The sequence below is a fragment of the Jeotgalibaca arthritidis genome (genome assembly GCF_011100465.1).
GTDB classification, from domain to species: Bacteria; Bacillota; Bacilli; order Lactobacillales; family Aerococcaceae; genus Jeotgalibaca; species Jeotgalibaca arthritidis.
Genome location: NZ_CP049740.1, coordinates 338,512 through 362,850, shown reverse-complemented (window position 1 = coordinate 362,850; position 24,339 = coordinate 338,512). Strand labels below are relative to the sequence as shown.

Below are 24,339 nucleotides of genomic sequence, written 5' to 3'. Positions count from 1 at the left end.
ACTCCTATCTATTCTGTTTTATGTGATCTAAAATTTCTTTTGCTTGAGCTAAATTCATGTGTTTATGATTTTTTAATTCTGCTGCAACTAATTCAATATCATCAGCTGTGGCACCCGCACTAATGGCAAGCGAGCGAGCATGTAGCCCCATATGTCCTTTTTGAATACCTTCTGTGACGAGAGCGCGAATAGCTGAAAAGTTTTGAGCCAATCCAACTGAGACAATAATTGATTCAAGTTGTTCAGCATTAGGATAGTCAAGAAGATGGTGAGTCATCTTAGCACCAGGGTGGAAAGAAATAGAGCCACCAACTGTTCCAACTGGCATCGGTAAGGTTAATTCCCCAATTAAATCGCCATTATCAGCCGTCTTCCAGCTGGAAAGAGCACGGTATTGGCCAGATCTTGACGCATAAGCATGAACACCAGCCTCCATAGCGCGCCAGTCATTCCCGCTCGCTAAAACAACAGCGTCAACCCCGTTCATAATGCCTTTGTTGTGCGTGACTGCACGATAAGGATCAACAGTTGCTAGTTGAGAAGCAAGAACAATTAAATCTCTTACTTCTTCACCACTTAGCTCGCCTTTAGCTAGAGCATCAGCAGGAACGCGACAGCTCGCTGTTGCCAAACATTCCGTCGCATAATTGGATAGAATTCCCATAAGAGCAGTCCCACCACTCAGTTCTTCCAGATAAGGCAAAATAGCCTCCATCATCGTATTGATCATATTAGCACCCATGGCTTCTAATGTTTCCACATGCAAATGAACGATTAAAAAATGGGGCGTATTGTATTCAGGATCAGCTTGTATTTCACGGATACGAATGCTATCTGCGCCACCGCCACGTTTAACAATAGAGGGGTGAGCTTGGTTAGCTTTTTGAATGATGTCAATTTCGTAATCATCAATGATTGCAATTGCTTTTTCTGGATCAGGGACGTTGGTTAAAATGGCCTGTCCAATCATCATACGTTCAGTGACTGCTGTTTGGAAACCACCATGTTGTGCAAATAATTTGGCTGCGGAGCTTGCTGCAGCAATTACCGATGGTTCTTCCATTGCCATAGGAACGACATAATCCTGGTCATCAATTAAAAAGTTGAGAGCCAGTCCATATGGAAGTTGGTAAGTCGCTACTTGATTTTCAATCATACTATCAGCAACATCTTCAGAAAGAGCCAAATGATTGGCTAATAAGTCTTTTTCTTCCGTACCAACAAAACCTGCTTTTTCTAAGGCATCAATGCGTTCAGTTCGCTTTTTTTTATAAAATTTAGCTAATTCACTTATGTTTTTAGAGGTCATGACTAGCTTCCTTTCTTTCAAACTATTATAACATATTAAAAACACAAAAAAAACCAGTCATCAAGACTGGCTCTCTTTGAAATTATTACATACCGTCGTTTTCAACAACCGCTTCTGGGTTATTTAAAACACTGTCATCAAATTGTTTAATGGTTCTGGATGAGACAACACCGGCTAACATAGAGTCGTTAACGTTAACCATTGTACGCATCATATCAACAACAGGTTCAACAGAGATAACAAGACCTGCAATCGCGATTGGTAAGTTTAAAGCGCCTAGTACGATTAAAGCCGCAAAAGTTGCGCCGCCACCAACACCAGCAACACCGAATGAACCGATTGTTACAATTGCAATTAAAGTTAGGACAAACCCAACGCTCGTTACATCAATACCAACAGTTGGCGCAATAATGGTTGCCAACATAGCAGGGTAAACACCCGCACAACCATTTTGACCAATTGAAACGCCGAAACTTGCTGCAAAGTTAGCTGAAGCTGAATCCACGCCTAGCGCTTCTGTTTGAGTTTTAATATTTAAAGGTAGCGCACCTGCACTTGAGCGTGCAGTAAAGGCAAAACTTAAAACAGGGAATGCCTTCTTGAAATAAGTTAGCGGGCTAACTTTTTGAGTAATCAGAATAATACTGTGAAGAATCAAGACAACGAATAGAGCAGCGTATGAAGCTAATACGAAGACACCTAAATTAAGAATGGCTTGTAGACTTGATGTTGCAGTCATTTTCGTTGTTAATGCTAAAATTCCATAAGGTGTTAAGCGAAGAACAAGTGTTACGATTCGCATAATAACAGCTTGAACAGCATCTAAGCCTTTTTTGAATGTTGCAGCGTTAGTCGCATCTTTACGTTTAATGCCCATATAAGCAATACCGACAAAAGAAGAGAAGATAACAACTGAAATAGTAGATGTGCTTCTAAGACCAGCGAAGTCTTCAAAAATGTTAGATGGAATGAAACTTAGAATTTGTCCAGGAATCGTCAATCCGACTACTTGTTGTTGACGCTCAGCTAGTGATTCAATTCGAGCGGCTTCTGCAGCTCCTTCAACAAATTGCGCACCATCTAAATTGAAGATAATAACAGCAGCCCATCCGATAAAAGCAGCAACAGCTGTAGTAGCTAACAATGTTACTAATACAGAAATACTAATTTTACCTAAGTCCTTTGTTTGTTCAATCTTTGTAAAGGCTCCTACAACTGAAACAAAGATTAACGGCATGATTAACATTTGTAAGAATCTAACATAACCAGACCCCACAATACTCATCCAGTCAATTGCTACAGTCGTAACGTCGCTGTCTGCTTTAAATAAGAGTTGGATAATAATACCAAAAACAAGACCAATGGCCAGTGCAGTGAAGACACGTGTTGAAAATTTCACGTATTTCGCTGCCATGCGTTGCAATAAGAACAATAATCCAGTAAAAATAGCTAAAATTGCAATAATAATGACAGTATCCATTGTTTTTACCTCCTAAAATAGTCGTTCTATAAGATAACTCTTTAGCAAGTATAAAGAAAAGTAGAATATTATTCTACTTTTCTGCCTGTATGTTCATAAAATTATTGAATACCTAATTTTTCTTTGACAATATCTTTCATTTCATTCACCTTTACCGAAGTATGGTGGCGAATGGGGTCATGAAGGGCTTCTTCAATGGCATTAGGGAAGGCAATGCCAGTTAAATCACGTAATTGCGATAAAGAATCTTCTAAAGACGTTTCTTTGAAATTGCTATTTGTCGCTTCTAAAACAGCCAATGGGAATTTATAAGGACTGGCAGTTGAAGCAATAACAGTTGTTGTCTGATCATTTGTTTTTGAACGATAGTCATTCGCCACATAAGCAGCAACAGCAGTATGGGGATCAAGAACATAGTTTGACTCTTCGAAAGTGTGCTTGATTTGGTCAGAGACCGCTTGTTCACTAGCAAATCCAGCATAGAATTCGACCGTTTTTTCAAGCATATCAGCTGTTACTTCATATAAGCCATCTTTCGATAATGAAGCCATATACGATGCTACTAATTGTGTGTCTTCACTCGCAAGGTGATAGAGCAGACGTTCTAAGTTACTTGATACTAAAATATCCATCGAAGGTGATGAAGTCAAGATAAAATCACGGTTACGATTATAGGTTCCTGTCTTGAAAAAGTCAGTTAGGACATTGTTTTCGTTTGATGCTACGACTAATTTATTAATCGGCAAGCCCATTTCTTTCGCATAATAAGCGGCTAGAATATTACCGAAGTTACCTGTTGGGACAACCACATTAATAGCATCACCAGCTTGAATACTCAGTTGATCAACTAATTGGCCGTACGCATAAACATAATAGATAATTTGTGGAATGAGACGGCCAATATTAATCGAGTTAGCAGATGAAAAGCGAAGCTTGTTAGCGTGTAAGTCAGATGCTAACTCTTTATCAGCAAATAGTTCTTTTACCTTTGTTTGGGCATCGTCAAAGTTCCCTTCGATGGAAACGACATGAACGTTATCACCTTTTTGTGTCAGCATTTGCTTCTCTTGAATATCACTAACACCATCTTTTGGATAAAAGACAATGATATGCGTATTCGGAACATCTGCGAAGCCAACAAGAGCAGCTTTACCAGTATCGCCACTAGTTGCAGTTAAAATGACAATATCTTCTTGGCTATCATTCTTTTTAGCAGAAATAGTCATTAATTTTGGCAGAATAGATAGGGCCATATCTTTAAAGGCAATTGTAGGGCCATGAAAGAGTTCTAAATAATGATCGTGACCAGCTTCTACAAGTGGTGTGATAAGGGCAGTATCAAATTTCTCCTGATTATAAACTTGGATACTTTCGTTAATCTCATCGTCTGTAAAGTCAGTTAAAAAAGCTTTTAAAATATGAAAAGCAATCTCTTGATAATTTTTTTTTGCTAAATCTTCTAATGCCAATGTTAATTGTGGAATAGTAGATGGGACAAATAAACCGCCGTCTGGTGCAATACCTGCTAGAATGGCTTCTGAAGCGGTATAAGATAATTGGTTGTTACGTGTACTGTGATAAGTGATAGTCATATAATTACTCCTTTAAATGAGGATTTTCTAATGAAAGTATGCCACACTCTAAGATAAAACTCAATTACCTTTTGTAATTATATAGAAAAGACCGAGACAAAAGTCTCGGTCTGAGGTCATTATTCTTCAGCGTCCGCATTTTCACCAATGACTTCTGGCTCAGCAACTTCTGCGTCTGTATCGCTTTCTTCTTCTAGTTGAGGCGCGGCAACAACGAATACTGTTGTTTCAGCATCCGACAAGACCGTCACATTTTCAGGGACTTTCAAATCAGCAACAGTTAATGAATCACCAATTTCAAGACTAGCAACGTCAACTTCAATTTCACTTGGAATATGAGTTGGTTCTGTTTCAATTTCTAGTTCATTTAACGGTTGAGTCAAGATACCGGCTTTAATTTCTTCAGCACCCGTAGCATTAATCGTAACAGTAACGGTAACCTTTTGTCCTTTTGTAATGGCTTGTAATTCAACGTTGTAATATTCTGGTTTTAAAGCAGAGTGATCAACGTTTTTAATAATAACTTGTGTTTCTTCACCCTCGATAACAATATTGAAAACCGCATTTCGTCCTTCTGAACGCAACAGTTCTTCAAATTGCTTGGCATCGACTAATACCGGAGTTGCATCGAATTCTTTTCCAAAAACAACTGCTGGAATTTTATTATCTACTCGTGCTTGTTTTGAAGCTGAAGTACCTAATCTTTCTCTTTTTTGAGCTGTTAATTTCATAAAATCTTTCCCTCCATTTTTGCGCTCGGTTAATTAACATAAAAAATATATTAATTAAATGCGCATAATATATAACCATTATAGCATTGAATGAAAGAAAAAGCTAATGATAGCCTTTTTCATAACAAACAGATATGAAAAAAGTGGTGTCTATTTATACTTAAATCTAGTATACTTTTTGAGTATGAAAAAAGTATGAAGGAGTTGATAAGAAAATGTGGTGGTTTATCCCTGCAATTATTGCAACGATCTCTTGGGGTACAGCAGACTTATTTTACAAGAAAGGGTCTGTCCCAGACGATAAATATAGTTATTTAAAGACCGTTATCATGGTTGGGTTTATTATGGGAATCCATGCTGTATATGTCATGCTAGTCCAAGGTGTTTCTTATGACCCGTCTTATATGATTAAGTATTTACCGGTATCATTCTTTTATATTACATCTATGGCAGTTGGTTATGCTGGGTTAAGATTCTTAGAGTTATCTATTTCAGCACCTGTTCAAAATTCGTCAGGTGCCATTGCAGGCTTACTGACGTTTATCTTTTTAGGACAATCTGTGACAGGACTACAATTTGGTGCCATTGCACTGATTACCGTTGGCGTTGTCTTACTAGGCGTATTTGAACATCGTCTGGCAGAAAAAGAACGGTTGGAAACTAAAGAAGTGATCGATCGTAAGTATAAATACGGCGCAATCGCCTTACTGTTTCCATTGTTTTACGCGATTCTTGATTCAATTGGAACGTTTGCTGATGCGTGGTTCTTTGATGCTTACGCTAATCTAGACGAAGCAACGCTTGAAATGCAAGCCAACCTATCGTATGAGTTTACCTGGTTGTTAGTAGCTATTGTAGCTTTTATCTATGTGGTTATCATCAAAAAACAACCGTTTAAATTAAAGGATCAAAAAGATCGCGGCGCTGCAGCTATTTTTGAAACAATCGGTCAGTTCTTCTATGTTTATGCCATTAGTTCAAATGCTGTTATTGTCGCACCAATGATTTCTGCCTATGCAGTTGTATCGATTATCCTTTCTCGTATTTTCTTAAAAGAAAAACTGACAAAAGGCCAATACATGGCGATTGTGGGAATTATTATAGGGATTATTATTTTAAGTATTGAGTAAAACAAAAAGTGGTTCGGGAAAATTCCCGAACCACTTTTTTTATAGACTAGGGGATTATAAGTTCAGCCATCAATGTCTAGCTCCCAAGTCCTGACCTAGTGAAAAAAAGATAAATTTGCCCCATTGCGCGCTTCGCTGCTCGCTAACGCATATCATTCGACTAACCCGCTGAAGCGTGAAGTCTCCTGACAATTCAGGGTCAAATTTCCTATTTTTTCATAGGCCAAGGCGGACTTGTCCGCTTTTCTTATTTTTGATGACATTCATAAAAGTCTTTTTTGGTTTGGATAAAGCGACTGAAATCGTTCAACAATTGAAAAAGAATCGCTCTATTTTCAAACTCAGGTCGGCTTTGAGGCAATTGACTCTCTCTAAACTGATTCAGTAAAAGGTCAATGTCGTGTAACAAATAGTCACCTGAATTAGACTCATGCAATTGATTGGCAGTGAGGTAAAAAAGACCGGATAGAATTTTATTTTCTTTCATTGGAATAACACAAATCGCTAGATTTTTCTCCATATAAGTTAAAATGGTTGCTTGGCTTTTACGCATTTCAATATAGCGAATATCATATTCTGATTGATTTAAAATTCTGTTTTCAGATTCTATTAAAACCAAACGCTCAGCATCAGACAAAAGTTGGTTAAGTTGATGGAGTAAGTCTCGATTGAAAGGACTACCATCCTTTAAGGCAATAGAAAAGGATAATAAAACCTCCTTCATACAAGTATCAGCTGCTTCTTTCAATTCAACGATATGATTTGTTTTGGAAGGCATATAAGAATTGATGATTAGTGCAATTCCAGCTCCAACAATCATTAAAAGTAATTCATTGGTCAGCCATTCTAGCGATGTACTTTGTTCGATTAACAAATGAGTAACCAATACAGAACATGGTGCGATACCAGAATCAACCTTTAGTAAATAAGCAGATGGTACATAAAGTAATAGATATAAGGCAAAGACATAGATATTAAATCCTAATATAGAAAAAAGAACGGCTGCAATACTCAAGGCTAGAATAGTTGATACTAATCGCTGACCAGCAGTGAGAAGGGATGTCTTTTTTGTGTCTAAGACGCTTAAAATAGCAATGATACCAGCTGCAACAGCATAGTCTAGCCCCAACCAGCCAGCGACTATAATAGCAATAAAAGCTGAACTGGCGATTTTTACTGTTCGTAGACCCAGTGACATGGGACAACCTCCAATTAAATTATTTTAGCAGTATACCCAGTGATGAGGAGATACCTTTTTGAATTCTTGTCCCTCATAGTTGGTCAGCTCTAGCTGTGCCTGTGTGACACTTGGGCGGTTTGCTTCAAATGTTGGATCAGGAACAGGAATAGCTGATAATAGTTTTTTAGTATAAGGGTGAACCGGATTGGCGAACAGTTCTTCAGCATCCGCTAATTCAACGATTTTTCCTTTATACATAACTGCAATTCGATCAGAAATCTTTTTAACCATTGCTAAGTCATGGGCAATGAATAAGTAGGTTAAGCCGAGCTTTTCTTGAAGATCTTCTAATAAGTCCACAATTTGTGCTTGGATAGAAGCATCTAAAGCCGATAGTGGTTCATCCAAAACAATAAATTCTGGATTAACGGCTAAGGCTCGCGCAATACCAATTCGTTGGCGTTGTCCGCCAGAAAACTCATGAGGAAAGCGTTGCGCATAAGAAGCTTCTAAGCCAACTAATTCCAATAGTTCAGATACACGGGCATTGCGTTCCTTTTTATTCTTAGCTAATCCATGAATATCGAGTGATTCACCAATAATATCTTGAATTTTCATTCTTGGATTAAGTGAAGCATAGGGGTCTTGGAAAATCATTTGCATATGTTTACGCATTGCTTTCAATTCCGCATTGTTCAAGCTATTAATATCAAATCCTTCAAATAATGTTTCACCACTGTCTGCTTGGTGGAGTCGTAAAATAGTCCGCCCAGTTGTTGATTTTCCAGAACCTGATTCTCCAACTAGTCCTAGTGTTTCACCGCGGTAAATAGAGAAACTTAATTGGTCAACGGCTTTGACTGAATGATGACGTCCATAAGCGAATTCTTTTTGCAATTGAGAAACATTTAGAATAACGTCACGCTTTCCGCTATGAATCTCTTCTAGTTTTTTTAAGGATTTTACGGATTTTGTCTCATTTAATTTAGGTAAAGCAGCCAGTAGCATCTTAGTATAGTCATCAACTGGATTTTGGAAAACAGATAAGGTGTCTCCTTGTTCAACGATGTGGCCGTTTTTCATAACAACCACTTTGTCACACATATTAGCGACAACACCAAAATCATGCGTAATTAAAATAATTGCCGTACCAAATTTTTTCTGGATATCTTTTAACAAATCTAGAATTTGGGCTTGGATGGTCACATCAAGGGCTGTTGTTGGCTCATCCGCAATAATTAGAGATGGGTTACATGCTAAAGCCATAGCGATCATCATGCGTTGACGCATTCCACCAGAAAATTCATGGGCATACTGTTTATAACGGTAATCCACATCCGTAATCCCAACATGGGTCATCATTTCTTTGGCTTTCTTTTCGGCTTCCTTCTCAGAAACTTTTTCGTGGTAACGAATGGTTTCGCTAATCTGTTTGCCAAGAGTCATGGTCGGGTTGAGTGATGTCATGGGGTCTTGGAAAATCATACTAATGTCTTTTCCTCGCACAGACCGCATGTCTTTTTCAGATTTTTCTAACAGGTTTTCACCTAAATAAAGAGTACGTGATTCAGGGTGAACATGGGCATTAGGAGATAATAACTGCATGATGGAACGTGCAGTTACACTTTTACCACTGCCAGATTCACCTACTAAGCCAATGGTTTCACCTTTTCCAACAGTAAATGATACGTCAGAAACAACTTTCTGCACATCAGAGCCTACTGAGAATGACACTGATAAATTTTGAATTGATAGTAAAGCAGTCATATTGACATCCTTCCTCGAGAAAATAGTGTTAATCAAAAAATAGCACGCTTTCTCTAAAAAAGAAAGGAAACTTTTCTTCTGAAAAAAAGTAAGCGATTGTTCTTGACGGAAGAAAGGCGCTCTGCTATATTAAGAATCAGCTAAACATTCGAAATAAAAGACTATGAAAAGAAGAGTACAGACTAGATTATGAGTAAAGCGAGTCCCGTTTGGTGTGAGGGGATCTGATAAAAGGTTTGGAAGTGCATCTTGGAGTCGTATGGGTGACGTTTTAATCAGCCCATAACGGGATTGCCCGTTACAGCAAGCCATTATAGAAGAAATTCCGTATTGGACTGAGCAACAGCTTGCCTTTTTGCGTGCTGTTACTTAAGGGTAAAATTAACTATTTTACCCTTAAGTAGACTGTTTTATGAACAGTTTATTTAGGGGTGTTTTTTTTTTGAAAGAGGAGGAGAGTAGTTGGAGGCAGTAGGAAAAAGTAAATGGCTGGATAACCTCCAGTATCTTTACACAAGAGCTTACCAAAAACAGTCGTGGAAAATCGCATTAGTCATCAGTGGTCTGTTCTTTCATCTAATTGTCTGGATAACATTCCTCTTGAGTAAAAAGACCAAGCATCACTTATCATCAGCTGATATTGATGAAGCCTTTGAATCAAGTGGACGGAAGCAAGACTTAAAAGAAAAAATTCAACAGCAAGAGTTAAAGAAGAACCGATACTTAAGCATTGAAAAAACGCCAATTCAAATTGAAAAAGATGTAGAAGGTCGTTTTCAATTAGAACTCAAGAATGAAAAAGAAAAGTGGAAAACAGCTTACTATGAGGATAAGCAAGTTGAGGAGTATAGTTATTTAAAAGCAACACTTGATGCGTTCGCTTATACACCACTCTTTATTTTATCCATTATCCTAGCATGGCCGATGTATCTCTTTTTAGGTATTGTATCAAAGCCAACGCTCTATTATTTAGCAGCTCGTTTGGTCATGATGCTCTTTGTTATTGTTGGAGTAACTGTTATTGTTTTTACACTTCTTTATTTTTCACCATCTGATCCCGCGACTAATATTTTAGGAAATCAAGCAACCCCTGATCAGATTGAAAACTTCAGAAATATGCATGGCTTAAATGATTCTTATTGGAGTCAATTAAGTCGAACGATAAAAGGTGTCTTCACTTTTGATTTAGGTAATGCCTACCAAGGTAATGAGCGTGTGGTGACGTCCTTACTCAGACGATTCCCTGTGACGCTTGAATTAACTCTCTTTGCCTTGTCACTATCAGTCATAGTCGCACTACCAGCAGGTGTTTATGCAGCCGTTAAAGCTAATTCAACCTTTGATCATTTATTTATGTTTATCGCTCTGATTGGTATTTCTATCCCAAGTTTTTGGCAAGGCTTAATTTTTATTTTGACATTTTCCATTAACTTAGGTTGGTTGCCAGCTACCTATAATGTCAATAATATGGCGTCATTGATTATGCCGGCAGTTGTTTTAGGAACAGGCTTAATGGCATCCGTTGCGCGTATGACTCGATCATCTACTTTAGAAGTGATTAATGAAGACTATATCTTAACAGCTAGAGCGAAAGGCTTGTCACGTAGCCGTATTATTTTACGTCATGCCGTTCCTAATGCCTTAATTCCGATTGTAACCGTCATTGGTCTTCAATTTGGAGGTATGTTGGGTGGTTCATCGGTAACTGAAAAAGTATTTAATATTAATGGTGTTGGTAGTTATATAGTAGATAAGCAATTTATCCCAGATATACCGAGTGTGATGGGCGGGGTTATCTATATTGCTATCATCCTTTCCATCGTTAATATGTTTGTTGATATGCTCTATAGTTTCTTAGACCCTCGTATTCGCTCAAATATTCAAAATGGACAATATGGGAAGTAGGGGGGAGATAAAATGAGAAGTTATCGTGTATCACAGATTATAAATCAAATGCAATTTAATAACGGCTTGTCATGGGCTTTAGCTGTTGTCTTTCTACTATTATCTATAACAGCATTTCAACCTATTTTATTAGTGGCAGCTGCCGTCAATATTGTCGTTAGTAGTCTACATAGTTTATTAGTCTTTTTAATTAAACGAAATCGGATTAATTTAGAGCAGCCAAATCGATTGATCAGCCTTTCAGCTGTGCTCTTTATACTAGGATTAGCAGCTGGAAATATCTTTAGTTTCATATCAGCTTTGTTCTTAGTGAAAAAGGTAATAACGACAGCCTATATTTATAGTATTTATATGGTGTTGGTTGACCTTGTTATGATTGTGGTAAGTGGCTTAAATTTATTTAAACCCTTTGTTTCAAATACGTTTTTACCAACCCTCTATGGATTGGTTGCCATCTTACTTTTCCACCTTTTTATTTTAATAAAGGGGGATCAATGGTATAGCTGGTCTAAACCATTGAAACATACCTTGCTTGTTCTACTAGGTCTAACAACTATAACTGGAAATGTATTAGCATTGTTTGTTGTTGTTTCGATGGTGCGTTTCGATCAAAACTTATCTGGAGAAAGACGTCAAACAAGTGTCCGAGAAAAGTTAACGCGTAACCATGCGGCTTTACTAGGCCTGTTCTTTATCACTTTCTTAGTTGCTATGGCAGTCACGAGCAATTGGACCTTTAGTCAAACCTTTGCTGTTCAAAATAACTACCAAAATATCTTGCAAAAACCATCATTAGCTTACCCGTTTGGAACAGATAATTATGGAAGAGACGTGTTCTCGCGGATTATTTTTGGCTCACAAATTTCACTTTCTGTCGGATTACTATCGACATTGCTACCATTTTTCTTAGGTGGTAGTCTAGGAGCTATTTCTGGTTTTTACGGTAATCGTACAGATAGCATCATCATGCGATTGTTAGATGTGCTTTATGCTATACCAGGAATGTTACTAGCGATTACGATTGTAGCAGCATTTGGTGCTTCAACGACCAACTTAATTATTGCACTAAGTTTAGGATCCATTCCATCTTATGCAAGAACAATGCGGGCAAACGTGATGCAAGTTGCTAATTACGAATATGTAGAGGCTGCTCGTTCACTGGGACAAAGCAATCTGTTTATTATCCGTAAACATATTATTCCAAATGCTATGGCGCCAATGATTATCCGTTCCACTCTAACAATCGGAACGGCGGTTATTTCAACAAGTAGTTTGAGTTATTTAGGACTAGGCGTTGAAGCTCATGTGCCAGAATGGGGGAATATCCTCAGAATTGGTAGTGAGTATTTAGAAACCAACCCTTACTTGGCTATCTATCCAGGCTTGGCGATTATTTTACTAGTATTATCATTCAACTTTTTAGGGGACGGTTTGCGAGATGCAACGGATCCTAAATTGAATTAAAAAACAACAAACGGAGGAGAATAAAGATGAAGAAAAAATTACTACCTTTTATTGCAACTGCTGCTATGGTATTGGCAGCTTGCTCGGTTCAAACTGAAGGCGATGCGAATCAAACATCTGGTAATACAGACAGTTCTGCAACAGTCGATGTTGCCGAAAAAACAACGATTGAAATTTTAGGAACAAGTGCAAATGAAACGGATATGAACATTGTTCGTGATCAACTGATTAAAAATGGCTTTGATGTCAAATTAAATACCCAACCTGATTATGCGAGCTTTACCGCTCAAAAAGAAGCAGGTAACTATGATCTAGCTATTTCGAGCTGGACAACAGTAACAGGTAACCCTGACTATGCGGTTCGTTCACTATTTATTACAGGTGGGGACTATAGTATTATGTCAAACCCTGATGTCGATGCTTTAATTAATCAAGCAGCTCTTGAAACACCAGAAGAGTATGTATCAACTTATAAAGAGTTGGAAGATGTTTTAGTAACGGAGAATGCTTATATCGTTCCCTTGTATACGTCTTTAAAAGCACAAGCTTTTAATAAAAATGTCTTACAAGCAGATTCTATTCGTCTATCGAAATCACGTGCATTTGCTTGGGAACCAGTTTCTTTTGTTGACGAGTCCCTAAATGACACGGATACGTTGCTATTAACGCAAACAATGGGGAACTTAACATCACTTGACCCAATTAAAGGAAATGATGGTTCAATCAACCAATTAAATACGAATATGTATGTGCGTTTAGTGAACTTAACAGATGACGATAAGGTTGTTTCTGACGGTTCATTATCATACAGCCATGCGATTGCTGAAGGTAATTCAGACTATTACTTTGTGTTAAGAGATGATATTAACTTTGCAAAAGTAGAAAACAATCAAGCTGTCGATACAGGTGAATTAGTTAGCGGACAAGATGTTATCTTCTCACTAAACCGTGCTAAAGATGCAAATTCAGTCCCTGACCACCGTACATACTCATTGCACGAACATATTAATACTGTAGAATTGGTAACCGATTTAAGCGAATTAGAATCAGCTCAACTATCTGATGGTTCAGCAACCATTCTTGAAGCTTTGGAAGCTGATTTACCTGCTGGTTTAACTGAAGCAGTTGAAGCAGTAGACCAAGTGGATAATGCAGCAGGTCGTTACCAAGTGCTTAAGTTGACAACAACAGAGCCTTTCCCACAAGTATTAAACTACCTAGCTCACCAATCAGCAGGTATTGTTTCTGAGAAACAAGTGACAGCAATCAATACGTATGATGTAGCAAGCTACGATGTGAATACAGATATTGCTTACGGTGATCAACGTGCTGTAACAGAAGGCGCAACTTACGATAACCACCTTTATACAAGTGGTCCATATACGATGATTCAAAAGAATGACTACGAAGCTGTTTTCCAAAAAAATCCAGCTTACATGACAGGAACAGAGCACGAAGCTAATATTGCTAACGTCACTGTTCGCTTTATTGCCGATTTAGATAGTGCGCTATCTTCATTACGTTCTGGTGAAATCCACTTATTGTACGGATTGGATGAAACGAAATATGATATCGTAGAAGGCGAAGAAGCTCTAGCACTTCAAAGTATTCCAAGTAACGGTGTAGCTTATATGTTATTTAATACAAGTGGCCGTGACGTTTCTGACAGTGCTGACTTGCGTAAGGCAGTTTTATATGCGATTAACCAAGATGAAATTAACGCAGCATACGCTGGTAACAAACTAAAAGCTTACTCAACTGTTAGTCCATTAGTTGAAACAGGAAATGAATTAGTAGCTGATCCAGCTAAAGTAGAAGAATTCTACCAAAACTATGTAGATTCAGCAGAATAATAATTGACGCTCTCAGAAGACTCCTTTCTGAGAGCTTTTTTATTCGGATTATCATAAAAAAATACTATATATTGCTTATTGGAAATGATACAATACTAAATGTTGTTATTTTAACAAAAGGGAAGGGATCTGATGAGTGTGATCGTTTTGGCAGGTATGATTGGAGCAGGTAAATCAACCTATACAGAATTCATAGCAAGAGAAATGGGGACACAAGCGTTTTATGAGAGTGTTGACCATAATCCAATTTTAGATAAATTTTATGAAAACCAAGAAAAATGGGCTTTTAGCCTACAAATCTTCTTTTTAAATGCACGCTTTAGAAGCATTAAAGCCGCTCTAAGCGACAATAATAATGTTCTGGACCGTTCCATTTATGAAGATGCCTTGTTTACTAAGGTGAATCATTTACAAGGAAACATTTCTGTTGAAGAAATGGATATCTATAATGATCTCTTAGATAATATGATGGAAGAACTAGATGGTATTCCTAAAAAAGCGCCAGATTTGTTAATTTACTTGGATGGCTCATTTGAAATGATTTTAGAACGTATTAAAAAACGTGGTCGCGATTTCGAGCAAATTGATGATAATCCAGATTTACTTGCTTATTATCGTTTACTTTATGATAACTATGAGCAATGGTATCAAGATTATGACTACAGTGCGAAAATTAAATTATCAATTGATCAATACGATATTGTTGAACGTATGGAAGACAAACAGGCCGTATTAGACATTATTGAAAATGCATTAGCTGAAGCACGCTCGACAGAAGCGATGGCTGCTTTCACAGCAAAATAATGAGAAAAAATACCCAGACAGCTAATAATTGTCTGGGTATTTTTTAATTGGCAACAAGAAATGCTGAGTGGGTGCCAGTTTGATTACCTATTCGACACTTTAATAAATAATCAATAAAAAACTTGGAAAAGCAGCCATAATCAGCTACTTTTCCAAGTTTATTTTTTATCTAAAATGCATGTAAGCGTCTGGTCCTATTGGAATACTTGTGAAGTACCAAATAACTAGTAAAAGAACCCATGAAATAAAGAAAGCAATTGAATAAGGTAACATAGTAGAAATCAACGTTCCTAATCCACTGCGTTTATCATAACGTTTCATAAAGACTAAAATCATTGCGAAGTAACTCATCAGTGGCGTAATGATGTTTACAACTGAGTCAGCAATACGATAGGCAATCTGTGTTAATTCAGGTGTTAATCCTAAGTTGAACATCATTGGCACAAAGATAGGAGCCATAATTGCCCATTTAGCTGAAGCAGATCCCATAAATAAATCAAGAAATGCTGCTAGAACAATAAATGAAATAATTAAAGGTAATCCTTTAAAGCCGATGTTCTCAAGAAACTCAGCACCTTCAACAGATAGAATCGTTCCTAAATTAGTATATGAGAAGTAATTAATAAACTGAGCAGCAAAGAATGCCAAAACAATATAAGATCCCATTGATTTCATTGATTCTGTCATACTCTCGACGAAGTCGTGACTGCTCTTAATTTTCCCAATTGTCATACCATAAACAAGACCTGGAATAGCAAATAGGAAAAAGATAGCGAAAATGAGGCCATTACTTAAGAAATAGTCCATTGTCATTTGTCCACTTGCTTCATCCAATGCGCGTAGTGCACCATTTTCAGGAATCAGCATGACAGCCATAATGACAATGAAAATAAGTAATGCTATACCGGCGCGGCGAAGACCTTTATTTTCTAATTCAGTTAACGGCTCATCATCAGGCATATACTCACCATTATATTGACCTAAACGAGGTTCAATAATTTTCGTTGTGACCCATGTACCAACAATCGTTAAAATAACTGTAGAAGCAATCATAAAATACCAGTTACCTGTAACAGACATGCTGTAATCAATATTAGCACTTTCTAAAGCAGCATTCGTAATTCCTGTTAAAAGGGCATCTGTCGGTCCAATTATCAAGTTAGCGGAAAATCCACCAGAAACTCCAGCGAAAGCAGCAGCCAAACCAGCAATCGGATGGCGTCCAGCACCAGCAAATACAATGGCACCTAGTGGGATAACAACCACATAACCAGCATCTGATGCAATATTAGAAACAATACCTGCTAACACAACAACTGCTGTCAGCAAACGAGTAGGAACAGAACGGATTAGTTTTTTCAGTGTATCACCAATCAATCATGATAATACGCATAGAAAATATCATAGCATAACAACATATTGAAGATAAAAAATAAGTTATTTTCTAATAGCATTCTCATCTGGGATGTAGCTAATATTCTGATAAGTGATTTATTGAAGTTGAAAGAACAATATGTAAGGATATCATGCAAGGCTGTAAAATGAGGCCGATTATTGGTAGAATAGATAGGTACGATTTGAAATGGAATAGGGGAGAGTATAAAGATGGCAGTAAAATTAATTGCAGTAGATATGGACGGTACCTTTTTAAATTCAGAAAAAGAATATAATAGAGAACGGTTTTCAAAACTGTTTACTCAAATGAAAGAAAAAAACGTTCGCTTTGTATGTGCGAGCGGTAATCAGTTTCCCCAATTAAAATATTATTTAGAAGACTACCATGATCAAATGACTTTTATCGCAGAAAATGGTGCTTATATTATTGAAAATGGGAAAGAATTAGATAGTGCTCTTATCTCGATGGACGTGGTTAGTCATGCGATACACACACTTAGAGAGTATGGAAACGTGCCGTTTATCTTATGTGGTAAAAATGGTGCCTATGTTCATACCGATATTCCTAGTGATTACTATAAAATGTTCCAAAAATATTTCCGTAACCTTGTTCAAGTTACTAACTTTGATAATATTAACGATGATATTTTTAAATTTGCTACAGCATTTCCAGAAGAAGAAGTTCCTAAAGTACTAGATTATTTACATGGTGAACTAAATGGTGATTTAATCCCAGTAGCGAGTGGCTTTGGTTTTGTTGATTTGATTCAACCAGGTATGCATAAAGGGCGTGGGATCCGTATCCTTCAAGAAAAATGGGGTATCACAAAGGAAGAATCAGCTGCTTTTGGAGATAGCCCAAATGATATTGAAATGCTAACAGAAGTTGGTCATAGCTTTGTTATGTCAAATGGCCATCCTGATGTGAAGGCCGTATCAAAAACTGAAATTGGCAGTAATGAAACAGAAAGCTTGTTAGACACAATAGAAGAACTTTTAAACTAGATAAAAGGGAGACTATATTATGGTAGATTTTGCAAATAAAGAGGAGCCATTGCATGAGGTAAAAAAGAAAATAAATTAGCTTTTCCAAATCAAAAAGGATAAGCCTATCTCTTGATAACATTAGATGGAGATAGTAATGAATCGATTGAACAAAGGGTTAAATTGCTTGAACAAAGTGTTTTAAACCATCATTGTATTGAATTATTACCACTGACTGATCCTAGCCAAGAGCATACAGCATGGTTTTTAAGAGATCAATTGCTCACATCTGTTGTGAGTTATTCGGAACAGGTGACAATGGATGAGGTTGTTCCAGTTAATCATATCGCTACCCTCTATAACTATACGAAAGTATTAGAGGAAGAGAGCGGCTTGAAGCTAATTAGTTTCGGCCATGCTGGTGACGGGAATTTACACACTTGTATTACGAGAGGTGATATCCAAAGTCAGGCTGTATGGGAAGAAAAACGTGACTTTGTTCTTAAAAAAATCTATCAAAAAATCCATGAACTTGGTGGATTACCATCTTCAGAACATGGGATTGGAGTCATTAAAAAAACTATTTCCATCAAATGACAGCTGATGTTAATCTTGAATTGATGAGGAATATCAAATCGGTGTTTGATCCTAACCATCTGTTAAATCCAGGTAAAGTTTTATAAGACAAGAAACCACTAGCTAATAGGTTAGTGGTTTTTTTGTTGACAAAAATCGTTTACGGATGTAAACTATAAATATGAGTTGATTACAAATGTAAACGAAAGGCGGTAATCGTACGATGCAACAAGCAATTGAAAGCAAAATATCTGATGCAGAGTGGGAAATTATGCGAGTGATTTGGACAAACCAACCTGTAACGAGTCGTTTTATTAGCAATGTATTAATGGAAAAAATGAGTTGGAAAGCTGCAACAATAAAAACATTAATTGGACGTCTAGTGGATAAAGGCGTTGTTTCTACTGAACAAGAAGGTAATAAATATCTTTACTCAGCAATCCAAACTGAAGAAGAAAGTATTCAGTCAATGACCTCAGCTGTTCTTAATCATATTTGTTCAACAAAGGTAGGACATGTATTAGCTAATTTGGTGGAAGACTCTCAACTGAGTCAAGCAGATTTAGACAAACTAGCTACTATTATTCAAGAAAAACGACAGACAGCGCCATCTTCTGTTGCCTGTAACTGTATACCCGGCCAGTGCCACTGTTAATAAAAGGAGTGAGACCATGAAACAAGAGACTTATAATATAGAAGGAATGTCTTGTGCGAGTTGCGCTCAGGCAGTAGAAAAAGCTGCAGTTAAAGTGGCAGGGGTTGATCAAGCCTCTGTTAACTTAGCAACTGAAAAACTAACTGTTTCTTCAAAACATGCTATTGATTTTACCCAAATTGAGCGAGCGATAACTGAAGCTGGTTATAAAGCTATCGAACCGCTGACAACTAAAGTATTTGATATAGAAGGAATGTCCTGTGCTAGCTGTGCCCAGACCGTAGAAAAGGCAGTTGGGAAATTAGTTGGAGAAGGCTATGCTTCTGTTAACTTAGCCACAGAAAAATTATCAGTTCAATATCCGGCTGATCGTATTTCTACAAAGGCGATTATGGATGCAGTTCATGAATCAGGTTACCAAGCGAAGGAAGTTATCGATACGGTTGATCAAGATCGTGAAAAGAAACAAGAACATATTAAAGGAATGTGGCGGCGATTTTGGTTATCAGCCATCTTTACCATTCCATTATTCTATATTTCAATGGGACATATGATTGGGTTACCTATTCCAAGTGTGATTGATCCCATGCATCATGCTACGGCATTCGCAGTCATTCAATTTATTTTAACTCTGCCTGTTATGATAATCGGTAAAAAATTCTTTACATCAGGATTCAAGGCCCTTGTTAAGGGACATCCTAATATGGATTCTCTCGTTTCACTAGGAACAAGTGCTGCCTTTCTTTATAGTGTATATGCGACTGTTCGTATTTTTAATGGTGAAGCAGATTTTGCGATGGCACTCTATTATGAGTCGGCAGCTGTTATCTTGACTCTCATTACACTCGGAAAATATTTTGAAGCAGTATCCAAAGGTAAAACATCTGAAGCTATAAAAACGCTGATGGGATTAGCTCCTAAAACAGCTCGAGTTATGAGAGAAGGTAAGGAAGTTGAGATTCCAATAGATGCTGTAGAAGTAGGCGATCAGCTTGTAGTAAGACCAGGAGAAAAAATCGCTGTGGACGGTGTGATTGTAGAAGGAAGAACGTCTATTGACGAAGCTATGTTGACTGGGGAAAGTCTACCTGTTGAGAAGCAAGTAGGCGATCAGGTTATTGGGGCATCGATTAATCAAAATGGAACCATCACTTATGAAGCAACTAAGGTTGGAAAAGACACAGTGCTATCTCAAATCATTACGCTTGTTGAAAATGCTCAAGGTTCAAAAGCTCCCATTGCTAAAATGGCTGATAAAATTTCAGGAATATTTGTTCCTATTGTCATCGGATTAGCAATTTTATCTGGCTTAGCTTGGTATTTCTTAGGCCAAGAATCTTGGGTTTTTGCATTGACCATTACTATTTCTGTATTAGTTATTGCCTGTCCATGTGCACTAGGGCTTGCAACGCCAACAGCGATTATGGTTGGAACAGGAAAGGGTGCTGAGAATGGCGTGTTGATTAAAAGTGGTGAAGCACTCGAAACAACACACAGTATTCAAACCGTTGTTCTCGATAAAACGGGAACAATCACAGAAGGTAAGCCCAAAGTAACGGATATCATCACTTTAGCAGATTTATCAGAGAATGATTTATTAGGCCTCGCTGCATCAGCAGAAGTTGGATCGGAACATCCTTTAGGGGAAGCTATTGTGAGGGAAGCCTTAAACCGTCAACTAACTTTAGAAAAAACAAGTCATTTTCAGGCAATTCCGGGTCATGGTATCAGTGTTTCTATAGAAGAAAAAACAGTTCTACTCGGAAACTTAAAACTGATGAGTGATAACCAGATCGAGTTAGGCCACTTAGAGACGTCTGCTCATCAACTAGCCTCACAAGGAAAAACACCGATGTATTTAGCGTTAGATAATGAAATTCAAGGCATTGTTGCTGTTGCAGATACTTTAAAAGTGAACAGCAAAGAGGCTGTTCGAACTTTACAACAAATGGGACTTGAAGTTGTCATGATGACAGGCGATAATAAACAAACAGCAGAAGCAATTGCAAGAGAAGTCGGTATCAAGCGTGTATTAAGCGATGTTTTACCAGAAGATAAAGCCTTCCATGTCAGTGAATTACAAAAAGAAGGCAAAAAAGTTGCGATGGTCGGAGATGGTATTAATGATGCCCCAGCTCTGGCACAGGCAGATATTGGTATGGCAATTGGAAGTGGGACGGATGTTGCAATTGAGTCAGCAGATATTGTTCTGATGCACAGTGATTTAACAGATGTACCAACCGCAATTGAATTAAGCCGAGCAACTATTAAAAATATCAAGGAAAACTTATTCTGGGCCTTTGCCTATAATGTGTTAGGGATTCCAGTTGCTATGGGGTTATTACATATTTTTGGTGGCCCGTTACTTAATCCGATGATTGCTGGAGCGGCGATGAGCTTCAGCTCTGTTTCAGTATTACTCAATGCATTGCGTTTGAAACGATTTAAAGCTAAGAAATAAAATGAAAGGGGAGAGAAATAATGGCAGTAGAAATAAAAATTGATGGTATGAAGTGCGAGGGTTGCGCAACAACTGTTAAAGAACGGTTTGAATCAATTGAAGGTGTCACAAACGTTACAGTTGATCGCGAAGCCAAAAAAGCAGTAGTTGATAGCTCTAGACCAATTGAAGAGCTAGAATTCTCAAATGCATTAGCAGAAACCAAGTTTACGGTCGTTAAATAAAGTAAATATTGTGTAAAAAAGTCGACGTTCAAACGTCGACTTTTTTTGTGCAAACTTTTGTTTGGAAAAAAAACATAAGAAGTCTTGTCTTATCAATAAAAATTAGAAAATAATGACAATTCTAATGTTACAAAAACAAATGTTTCTTGAAATCTATGTAATATTTGAGTTTGTTTTGTAATGAACACCCTTTCTTAATACAAAACCATTAAGGCATGTTGACAATAAGGTGTAAATGCCCATAATAGCAAAAAAAAGTGTTAGGATTACTTTGGCTTTGAAAGACATCCCTTTTTGAAAGGAACAAAAGGTGATGAAATTTGTATATAGCAGGCTGAATAACAGCCACGGTTTCTAAGAAAGGAAAGAAATATAAACATGACAATCAAAAGAAAATTATTCGTAGCAGGTGCTTCAATTGCTTTTTCAGGTATTTTAGCATTCGCAAACCCAACTGAAGCAAGTGCAGCTACTTGGACAGCACGTTCAGTTGAGGAGATCAAACAAGATATTCAAGAAGATGAAAATGGTAGCAACTACATGGTAACATGGGGCGATACTTTATCAGCTATCGCAGCAGCAACAGAAATTTCATTAGATACACTAGTAGAAGTAAATAACATTTCAAATGCGGATATGATCATTGTAGGAAACAAAATTTCTCTGTCATCTGACAAAGCAATTGTAACGGTTGGAGAAGGTGAAGAAACACGTTCATACGATGTTAGCCATGAGGAAGAAATTGTAGAAGTAGAAACGCCAGTTGTAGAAACTGTCGTAGAAACACCAGTTGTTGAAGAAGTAGTCGTTGAAGAAACAGCACCTGCAACTTCAGAAGGTTATACAATAACTGTTGAAGCAACAGCTTACTCAACAAACCAACCATCATTAAGTGACTACACTTATACTGGCATTAACTTACGTCAAACACCAAACGTTATTGCGGTTGACCCAAGTGTTATTCCATTAGGTTCAACAGTAGTTATTCCAGGATATGGCACATTTATTGCTGGAGATACTGGTTCAGCAATCGTTGGAAACAGAATTGATGTTCATATTACTGATTTAAATGCTGCTTGGGCATTTGGTCGCCAAACAATGACAATCACAGTTTTACCTTAATAGAATATAACAGAAGAGAGCTAATCTGCTCTCTTTTTTTGCGTATATTGTTAACCTGTTTTGTAAAAACAGTTGACAATGGGTAACCGATTCTATAAAATAAGTGAAAAATGAGGTGGTAGGATGTCAACGAAAGATAAAGTACTAGCATTACTTGAACATAATAAAGAAAAAATCTATTCCGGACAGCTGATTGCAACACAGCTAGGTGTGAGTCGGACGTCAGTTTGGAAGGCGATCCAAAGTTTGCGAGCGGAAGGCTACCTAATAGAGTCTGGAACCAACAACGGTTATCGACTATCTTCTCAATCAGATGTATTAAACCAAGAGCAGATTCAATCGAAACTAGACCATGATGTGACCGTTATAGCATATGCTAGTATTGATTCTACTAATTCAGAAGCTAAGCGATTGTTAGAGACCCAACTTAGTGGTAATTTTTTAGTCGTTAGTGATGAACAAACAGCTGGGCGAGGGAGACACGGACGCTTTTTTCATTCTCCTGAAAAAACAGGCTTATATATGAGTCTTGCCCTCCAGCATATTTCTTCAGAAGTTGATGCGGCACTGCTGACGACAGCTGCTGCAGTAGCAGTTTGTCAGTCTATTGAGGAGATGACCTCGTTAAGCCCTAAAATTAAGTGGGTTAATGATATTTTCCTAAATGGACGAAAAATTTGCGGTATTTTAACGGAAGGGATAATGAATTTCGAAACTCAGTCAGTTGAGTCCATTATTTTAGGTATTGGCATTAATATTTCAGTGGATAGAGAGCAATTACCTGATGACTTAAAAAATAAAGTTGGTGGATTAAGCAATCACTCAAGTGGCACAATTAATCGTAATGATTTGACTGTCAGCATCATTAATAACTTCTTAGCGATTTATCAGAACATTAATAGCAGAACTTTTTTAGAGGACTATCGGAAAAGGTGCTTTGTTTTAGGCAAAACAATTACGTTTAAGCAAAAACAAGAACAAGTTAGAGCGGTTGCGGAAGAGATAGACAATGATGGTGGATTAGTTGTTCGCCTAGAAGATGGTAGTCATAAGATATTATCATATGGAGAAATTAGCATTCAAATGCGAGAAGGAGAAGGATTTTATGAAACTAAATACTCGTGATTTATCAAAAATCAGTTTAATGGCAGCCTTAAGTTTTATTGGGAGCTTCATTAGCATTCCTATTGGTCCTGTTCCAGTGACTCTTCAGACCTTATTTGTTCTATTAACGGCACTATTGTTAAACCCACAAAGCGCTTTTTTTGCACAACTATTACATTTACTTTTATCTGTCCTAGTAAGAGGAGGGCAAATTTTTCTAAGTCCTAGTTTTGGTTTTTTAATTGCATTTATAATCGTGGCCCCTGTTATTTCTTACTTAAAAAAGACTGGGAAAGTGACGGCTGATCGTTATTTAGTTATACTAGCTACCGGGCTTATTTACGTCATCGGAACACCATATATGGCAATTATATTGAATGTCTTCTTAGAGCTTGGTTTATCTTTTAGCCAATTATTAATAAGCGGTGTGTTATTGTTTTTACCGGGAGATGGCATAAAGGCTGTATTAGCGGTAGTTTTAGCCAATCGATTAAGAAAAATTATCAAACATTAGGTTTTTTGCTCATTTAGTTTTAATTTTATCATTGACTTCTCATGATAACTCCAGTATGATGGCATTACTAAATAAAAGATGTGAGGAAT

At 37.3% G+C, this 24,339-nt stretch carries 19 protein-coding genes and 2 pseudogenes; 13 read left to right on the top strand and 8 right to left on the bottom strand.

What is annotated here, in order from left to right; genetic code table 11:
- Nucleotides 1-4 precede the first annotated feature (4 nt).
- The 4 genes from G7057_RS01760 to G7057_RS01745 form a co-directional block, all read right to left on the bottom strand.
- On the bottom strand, nucleotides 5-1,309 hold the full coding sequence (locus G7057_RS01760; protein ID WP_166160853.1) for a hydroxymethylglutaryl-CoA reductase, degradative: 1,305 nt from the start codon (nucleotides 1,307-1,309) through the stop codon (nucleotides 5-7).
- A gap of 85 nt (nucleotides 1,310-1,394) precedes the next feature.
- Nucleotides 1,395-2,789: an L-cystine transporter gene (locus G7057_RS01755; RefSeq protein WP_166160851.1), complete on the bottom strand. Its 1,395-nt coding sequence runs from the start codon at nucleotides 2,787-2,789 to the stop codon at nucleotides 1,395-1,397.
- Nucleotides 2,790-2,890: 101 nt separating this feature from the next.
- A complete protein-coding gene (thrC, locus tag G7057_RS01750) occupies nucleotides 2,891-4,381 on the bottom strand; it encodes a threonine synthase (protein WP_166160849.1) in 1,491 nt (496 codons plus the stop codon).
- A 119-nt stretch (nucleotides 4,382-4,500) separates the two neighbouring features.
- Nucleotides 4,501-5,112 carry a 50S ribosomal protein L25 gene (locus tag G7057_RS01745; protein ID WP_166160847.1) on the bottom strand — a complete coding sequence of 204 codons (612 nt, stop codon included), beginning with the start codon at nucleotides 5,110-5,112 and terminating at the stop codon, nucleotides 4,501-4,503.
- Nucleotides 5,113-5,327: 215 nt separating this feature from the next.
- On the opposite strand from G7057_RS01745, the gene G7057_RS01740 reads away from it, so the two are divergent.
- Nucleotides 5,328-6,242: an EamA family transporter gene (locus G7057_RS01740; protein ID WP_166160845.1), complete on the top strand. Its 915-nt coding sequence runs from the start codon at nucleotides 5,328-5,330 to the stop codon at nucleotides 6,240-6,242.
- A 247-nt stretch (nucleotides 6,243-6,489) separates the two neighbouring features.
- Here the strand turns inward: G7057_RS01740 and G7057_RS01735 are convergent, their stop codons facing one another.
- From G7057_RS01735 to G7057_RS11795, 3 genes and pseudogenes are all read right to left on the bottom strand, one after another.
- Nucleotides 6,490-7,440: an aromatic acid exporter family protein gene (locus G7057_RS01735; RefSeq protein ID WP_166160843.1), complete on the bottom strand. Its 951-nt coding sequence runs from the start codon at nucleotides 7,438-7,440 to the stop codon at nucleotides 6,490-6,492.
- Nucleotides 7,441-7,464: 24 nt separating this feature from the next.
- On the bottom strand, nucleotides 7,465-8,361 hold the full coding sequence (locus tag G7057_RS11800) for an ABC transporter ATP-binding protein (RefSeq protein ID WP_405002645.1): 897 nt from the start codon (nucleotides 8,359-8,361) through the stop codon (nucleotides 7,465-7,467).
- A 12-nt stretch (nucleotides 8,362-8,373) separates the two neighbouring features.
- Nucleotides 8,374-9,189: pseudogene (locus G7057_RS11795) on the bottom strand (ABC transporter ATP-binding protein); the annotation flags it as partial.
- 462 nt (nucleotides 9,190-9,651) lie between these two features.
- Between G7057_RS11795 and G7057_RS01725 the strand changes: the two are divergent.
- The 4 genes from G7057_RS01725 (at nucleotide 9,652) to G7057_RS01710 (ending at nucleotide 15,215) form a co-directional block, all read left to right on the top strand.
- Nucleotides 9,652-11,094 (top strand): ABC transporter permease, encoded by a 1,443-nt coding sequence (locus G7057_RS01725; protein WP_076765226.1) that lies wholly within the window; start codon nucleotides 9,652-9,654, stop codon nucleotides 11,092-11,094.
- A 12-nt stretch (nucleotides 11,095-11,106) separates the two neighbouring features.
- A complete protein-coding gene (locus tag G7057_RS01720; RefSeq protein ID WP_166160839.1) occupies nucleotides 11,107-12,558 on the top strand; it encodes an ABC transporter permease in 1,452 nt (483 codons plus the stop codon).
- A gap of 26 nt (nucleotides 12,559-12,584) precedes the next feature.
- A complete protein-coding gene (locus G7057_RS01715; protein ID WP_166160837.1) occupies nucleotides 12,585-14,411 on the top strand; it encodes an ABC transporter substrate-binding protein in 1,827 nt (608 codons plus the stop codon).
- Nucleotides 14,412-14,543: 132 nt separating this feature from the next.
- Nucleotides 14,544-15,215 carry a deoxynucleoside kinase gene (locus tag G7057_RS01710; RefSeq protein WP_166160809.1) on the top strand — a complete coding sequence of 224 codons (672 nt, stop codon included), beginning with the start codon at nucleotides 14,544-14,546 and terminating at the stop codon, nucleotides 15,213-15,215.
- 165 nt (nucleotides 15,216-15,380) lie between these two features.
- On the opposite strand, the gene G7057_RS01705 is transcribed toward G7057_RS01710, so the two are convergent.
- Nucleotides 15,381-16,592 carry an AbgT family transporter gene (locus G7057_RS01705; protein WP_166160807.1) on the bottom strand — a complete coding sequence of 404 codons (1,212 nt, stop codon included), beginning with the start codon at nucleotides 16,590-16,592 and terminating at the stop codon, nucleotides 15,381-15,383.
- A gap of 228 nt (nucleotides 16,593-16,820) precedes the next feature.
- Here G7057_RS01705 and G7057_RS01700 point away from each other — a divergent pair, with 228 nt between their 5' ends.
- The 8 genes and pseudogenes from G7057_RS01700 (at nucleotide 16,821) to G7057_RS01665 (ending at nucleotide 24,250) form a co-directional block, all read left to right on the top strand.
- Nucleotides 16,821-17,615 (top strand): Cof-type HAD-IIB family hydrolase, encoded by a 795-nt coding sequence (locus G7057_RS01700; RefSeq protein WP_166160805.1) that lies wholly within the window; start codon nucleotides 16,821-16,823, stop codon nucleotides 17,613-17,615.
- A gap of 111 nt (nucleotides 17,616-17,726) precedes the next feature.
- Nucleotides 17,727-18,277 (top strand): annotated as a pseudogene (locus G7057_RS01695) (FAD-linked oxidase C-terminal domain-containing protein).
- Nucleotides 18,278-18,393: 116 nt separating this feature from the next.
- The gene (locus tag G7057_RS01690) at nucleotides 18,394-18,825 is read left to right on the top strand and encodes a CopY/TcrY family copper transport repressor (RefSeq protein ID WP_166160803.1); all 432 of its coding nucleotides are present in this window, start codon (nucleotides 18,394-18,396) and stop codon (nucleotides 18,823-18,825) included.
- Between the two features lie 16 nt (nucleotides 18,826-18,841).
- Nucleotides 18,842-21,286 carry a heavy metal translocating P-type ATPase gene (locus tag G7057_RS01685; protein WP_166160801.1) on the top strand — a complete coding sequence of 815 codons (2,445 nt, stop codon included), beginning with the start codon at nucleotides 18,842-18,844 and terminating at the stop codon, nucleotides 21,284-21,286.
- Nucleotides 21,287-21,306: 20 nt separating this feature from the next.
- Nucleotides 21,307-21,510, top strand: a complete 204-nt coding sequence (locus G7057_RS01680) for a heavy-metal-associated domain-containing protein (RefSeq protein WP_076765242.1) — start codon at nucleotides 21,307-21,309, stop codon at nucleotides 21,508-21,510.
- 378 nt (nucleotides 21,511-21,888) lie between these two features.
- On the top strand, nucleotides 21,889-22,632 hold the full coding sequence (locus G7057_RS01675) for a 3D domain-containing protein (RefSeq protein ID WP_166160799.1): 744 nt from the start codon (nucleotides 21,889-21,891) through the stop codon (nucleotides 22,630-22,632).
- 123 nt (nucleotides 22,633-22,755) lie between these two features.
- Nucleotides 22,756-23,757, top strand: a complete 1,002-nt coding sequence (locus tag G7057_RS01670; protein WP_166160797.1) for a biotin--[acetyl-CoA-carboxylase] ligase — start codon at nucleotides 22,756-22,758, stop codon at nucleotides 23,755-23,757.
- Nucleotides 23,738-24,250, top strand: coding sequence for a biotin transporter BioY (locus tag G7057_RS01665; RefSeq protein WP_166160795.1), 513 nt, complete (start codon nucleotides 23,738-23,740; stop codon nucleotides 24,248-24,250). Before G7057_RS01670 ends, G7057_RS01665 begins: the two co-directional genes overlap by 20 nt.
- Nucleotides 24,251-24,339: the final 89 nt, after the last annotated feature.

Excerpts from the sequence above, each read along its gene's own strand:
- G7057_RS01760 (WP_166160853.1), bottom strand. The coding sequence starts at position 1,309 with ATGACCTCTAAAAACATAAGTGAATTAGCTAAATTTTATAAAAAAAAG.
- G7057_RS01755 (WP_166160851.1), bottom strand. The coding sequence starts at position 2,789 with ATGGATACTGTCATTATTATTGCAATTTTAGCTATTTTTACTGGATTA.
- thrC (WP_166160849.1), bottom strand. The coding sequence starts at position 4,381 with ATGACTATCACTTATCACAGTACACGTAACAACCAATTATCTTATACC.
- G7057_RS01745 (WP_166160847.1), bottom strand. The coding sequence starts at position 5,112 with ATGAAATTAACAGCTCAAAAAAGAGAAAGATTAGGTACTTCAGCTTCA.
- G7057_RS01740 (WP_166160845.1), top strand. The coding sequence starts at position 5,328 with ATGTGGTGGTTTATCCCTGCAATTATTGCAACGATCTCTTGGGGTACA.
- G7057_RS01735 (WP_166160843.1), bottom strand. The coding sequence starts at position 7,440 with ATGTCACTGGGTCTACGAACAGTAAAAATCGCCAGTTCAGCTTTTATT.
- G7057_RS01720 (WP_166160839.1), top strand. The coding sequence starts at position 11,107 with ATGAGAAGTTATCGTGTATCACAGATTATAAATCAAATGCAATTTAAT.
- G7057_RS01715 (WP_166160837.1), top strand. The coding sequence starts at position 12,585 with ATGAAGAAAAAATTACTACCTTTTATTGCAACTGCTGCTATGGTATTG.
- G7057_RS01710 (WP_166160809.1), top strand. The coding sequence starts at position 14,544 with ATGAGTGTGATCGTTTTGGCAGGTATGATTGGAGCAGGTAAATCAACC.
- G7057_RS01700 (WP_166160805.1), top strand. The coding sequence starts at position 16,821 with ATGGCAGTAAAATTAATTGCAGTAGATATGGACGGTACCTTTTTAAAT.
- G7057_RS01690 (WP_166160803.1), top strand. The coding sequence starts at position 18,394 with ATGCAACAAGCAATTGAAAGCAAAATATCTGATGCAGAGTGGGAAATT.
- G7057_RS01685 (WP_166160801.1), top strand. The coding sequence starts at position 18,842 with ATGAAACAAGAGACTTATAATATAGAAGGAATGTCTTGTGCGAGTTGC.
- G7057_RS01680 (WP_076765242.1), top strand. The coding sequence starts at position 21,307 with ATGGCAGTAGAAATAAAAATTGATGGTATGAAGTGCGAGGGTTGCGCA.
- G7057_RS01675 (WP_166160799.1), top strand. The coding sequence starts at position 21,889 with ATGACAATCAAAAGAAAATTATTCGTAGCAGGTGCTTCAATTGCTTTT.
- G7057_RS01670 (WP_166160797.1), top strand. The coding sequence starts at position 22,756 with ATGTCAACGAAAGATAAAGTACTAGCATTACTTGAACATAATAAAGAA.
- G7057_RS01665 (WP_166160795.1), top strand. The coding sequence starts at position 23,738 with ATGAAACTAAATACTCGTGATTTATCAAAAATCAGTTTAATGGCAGCC.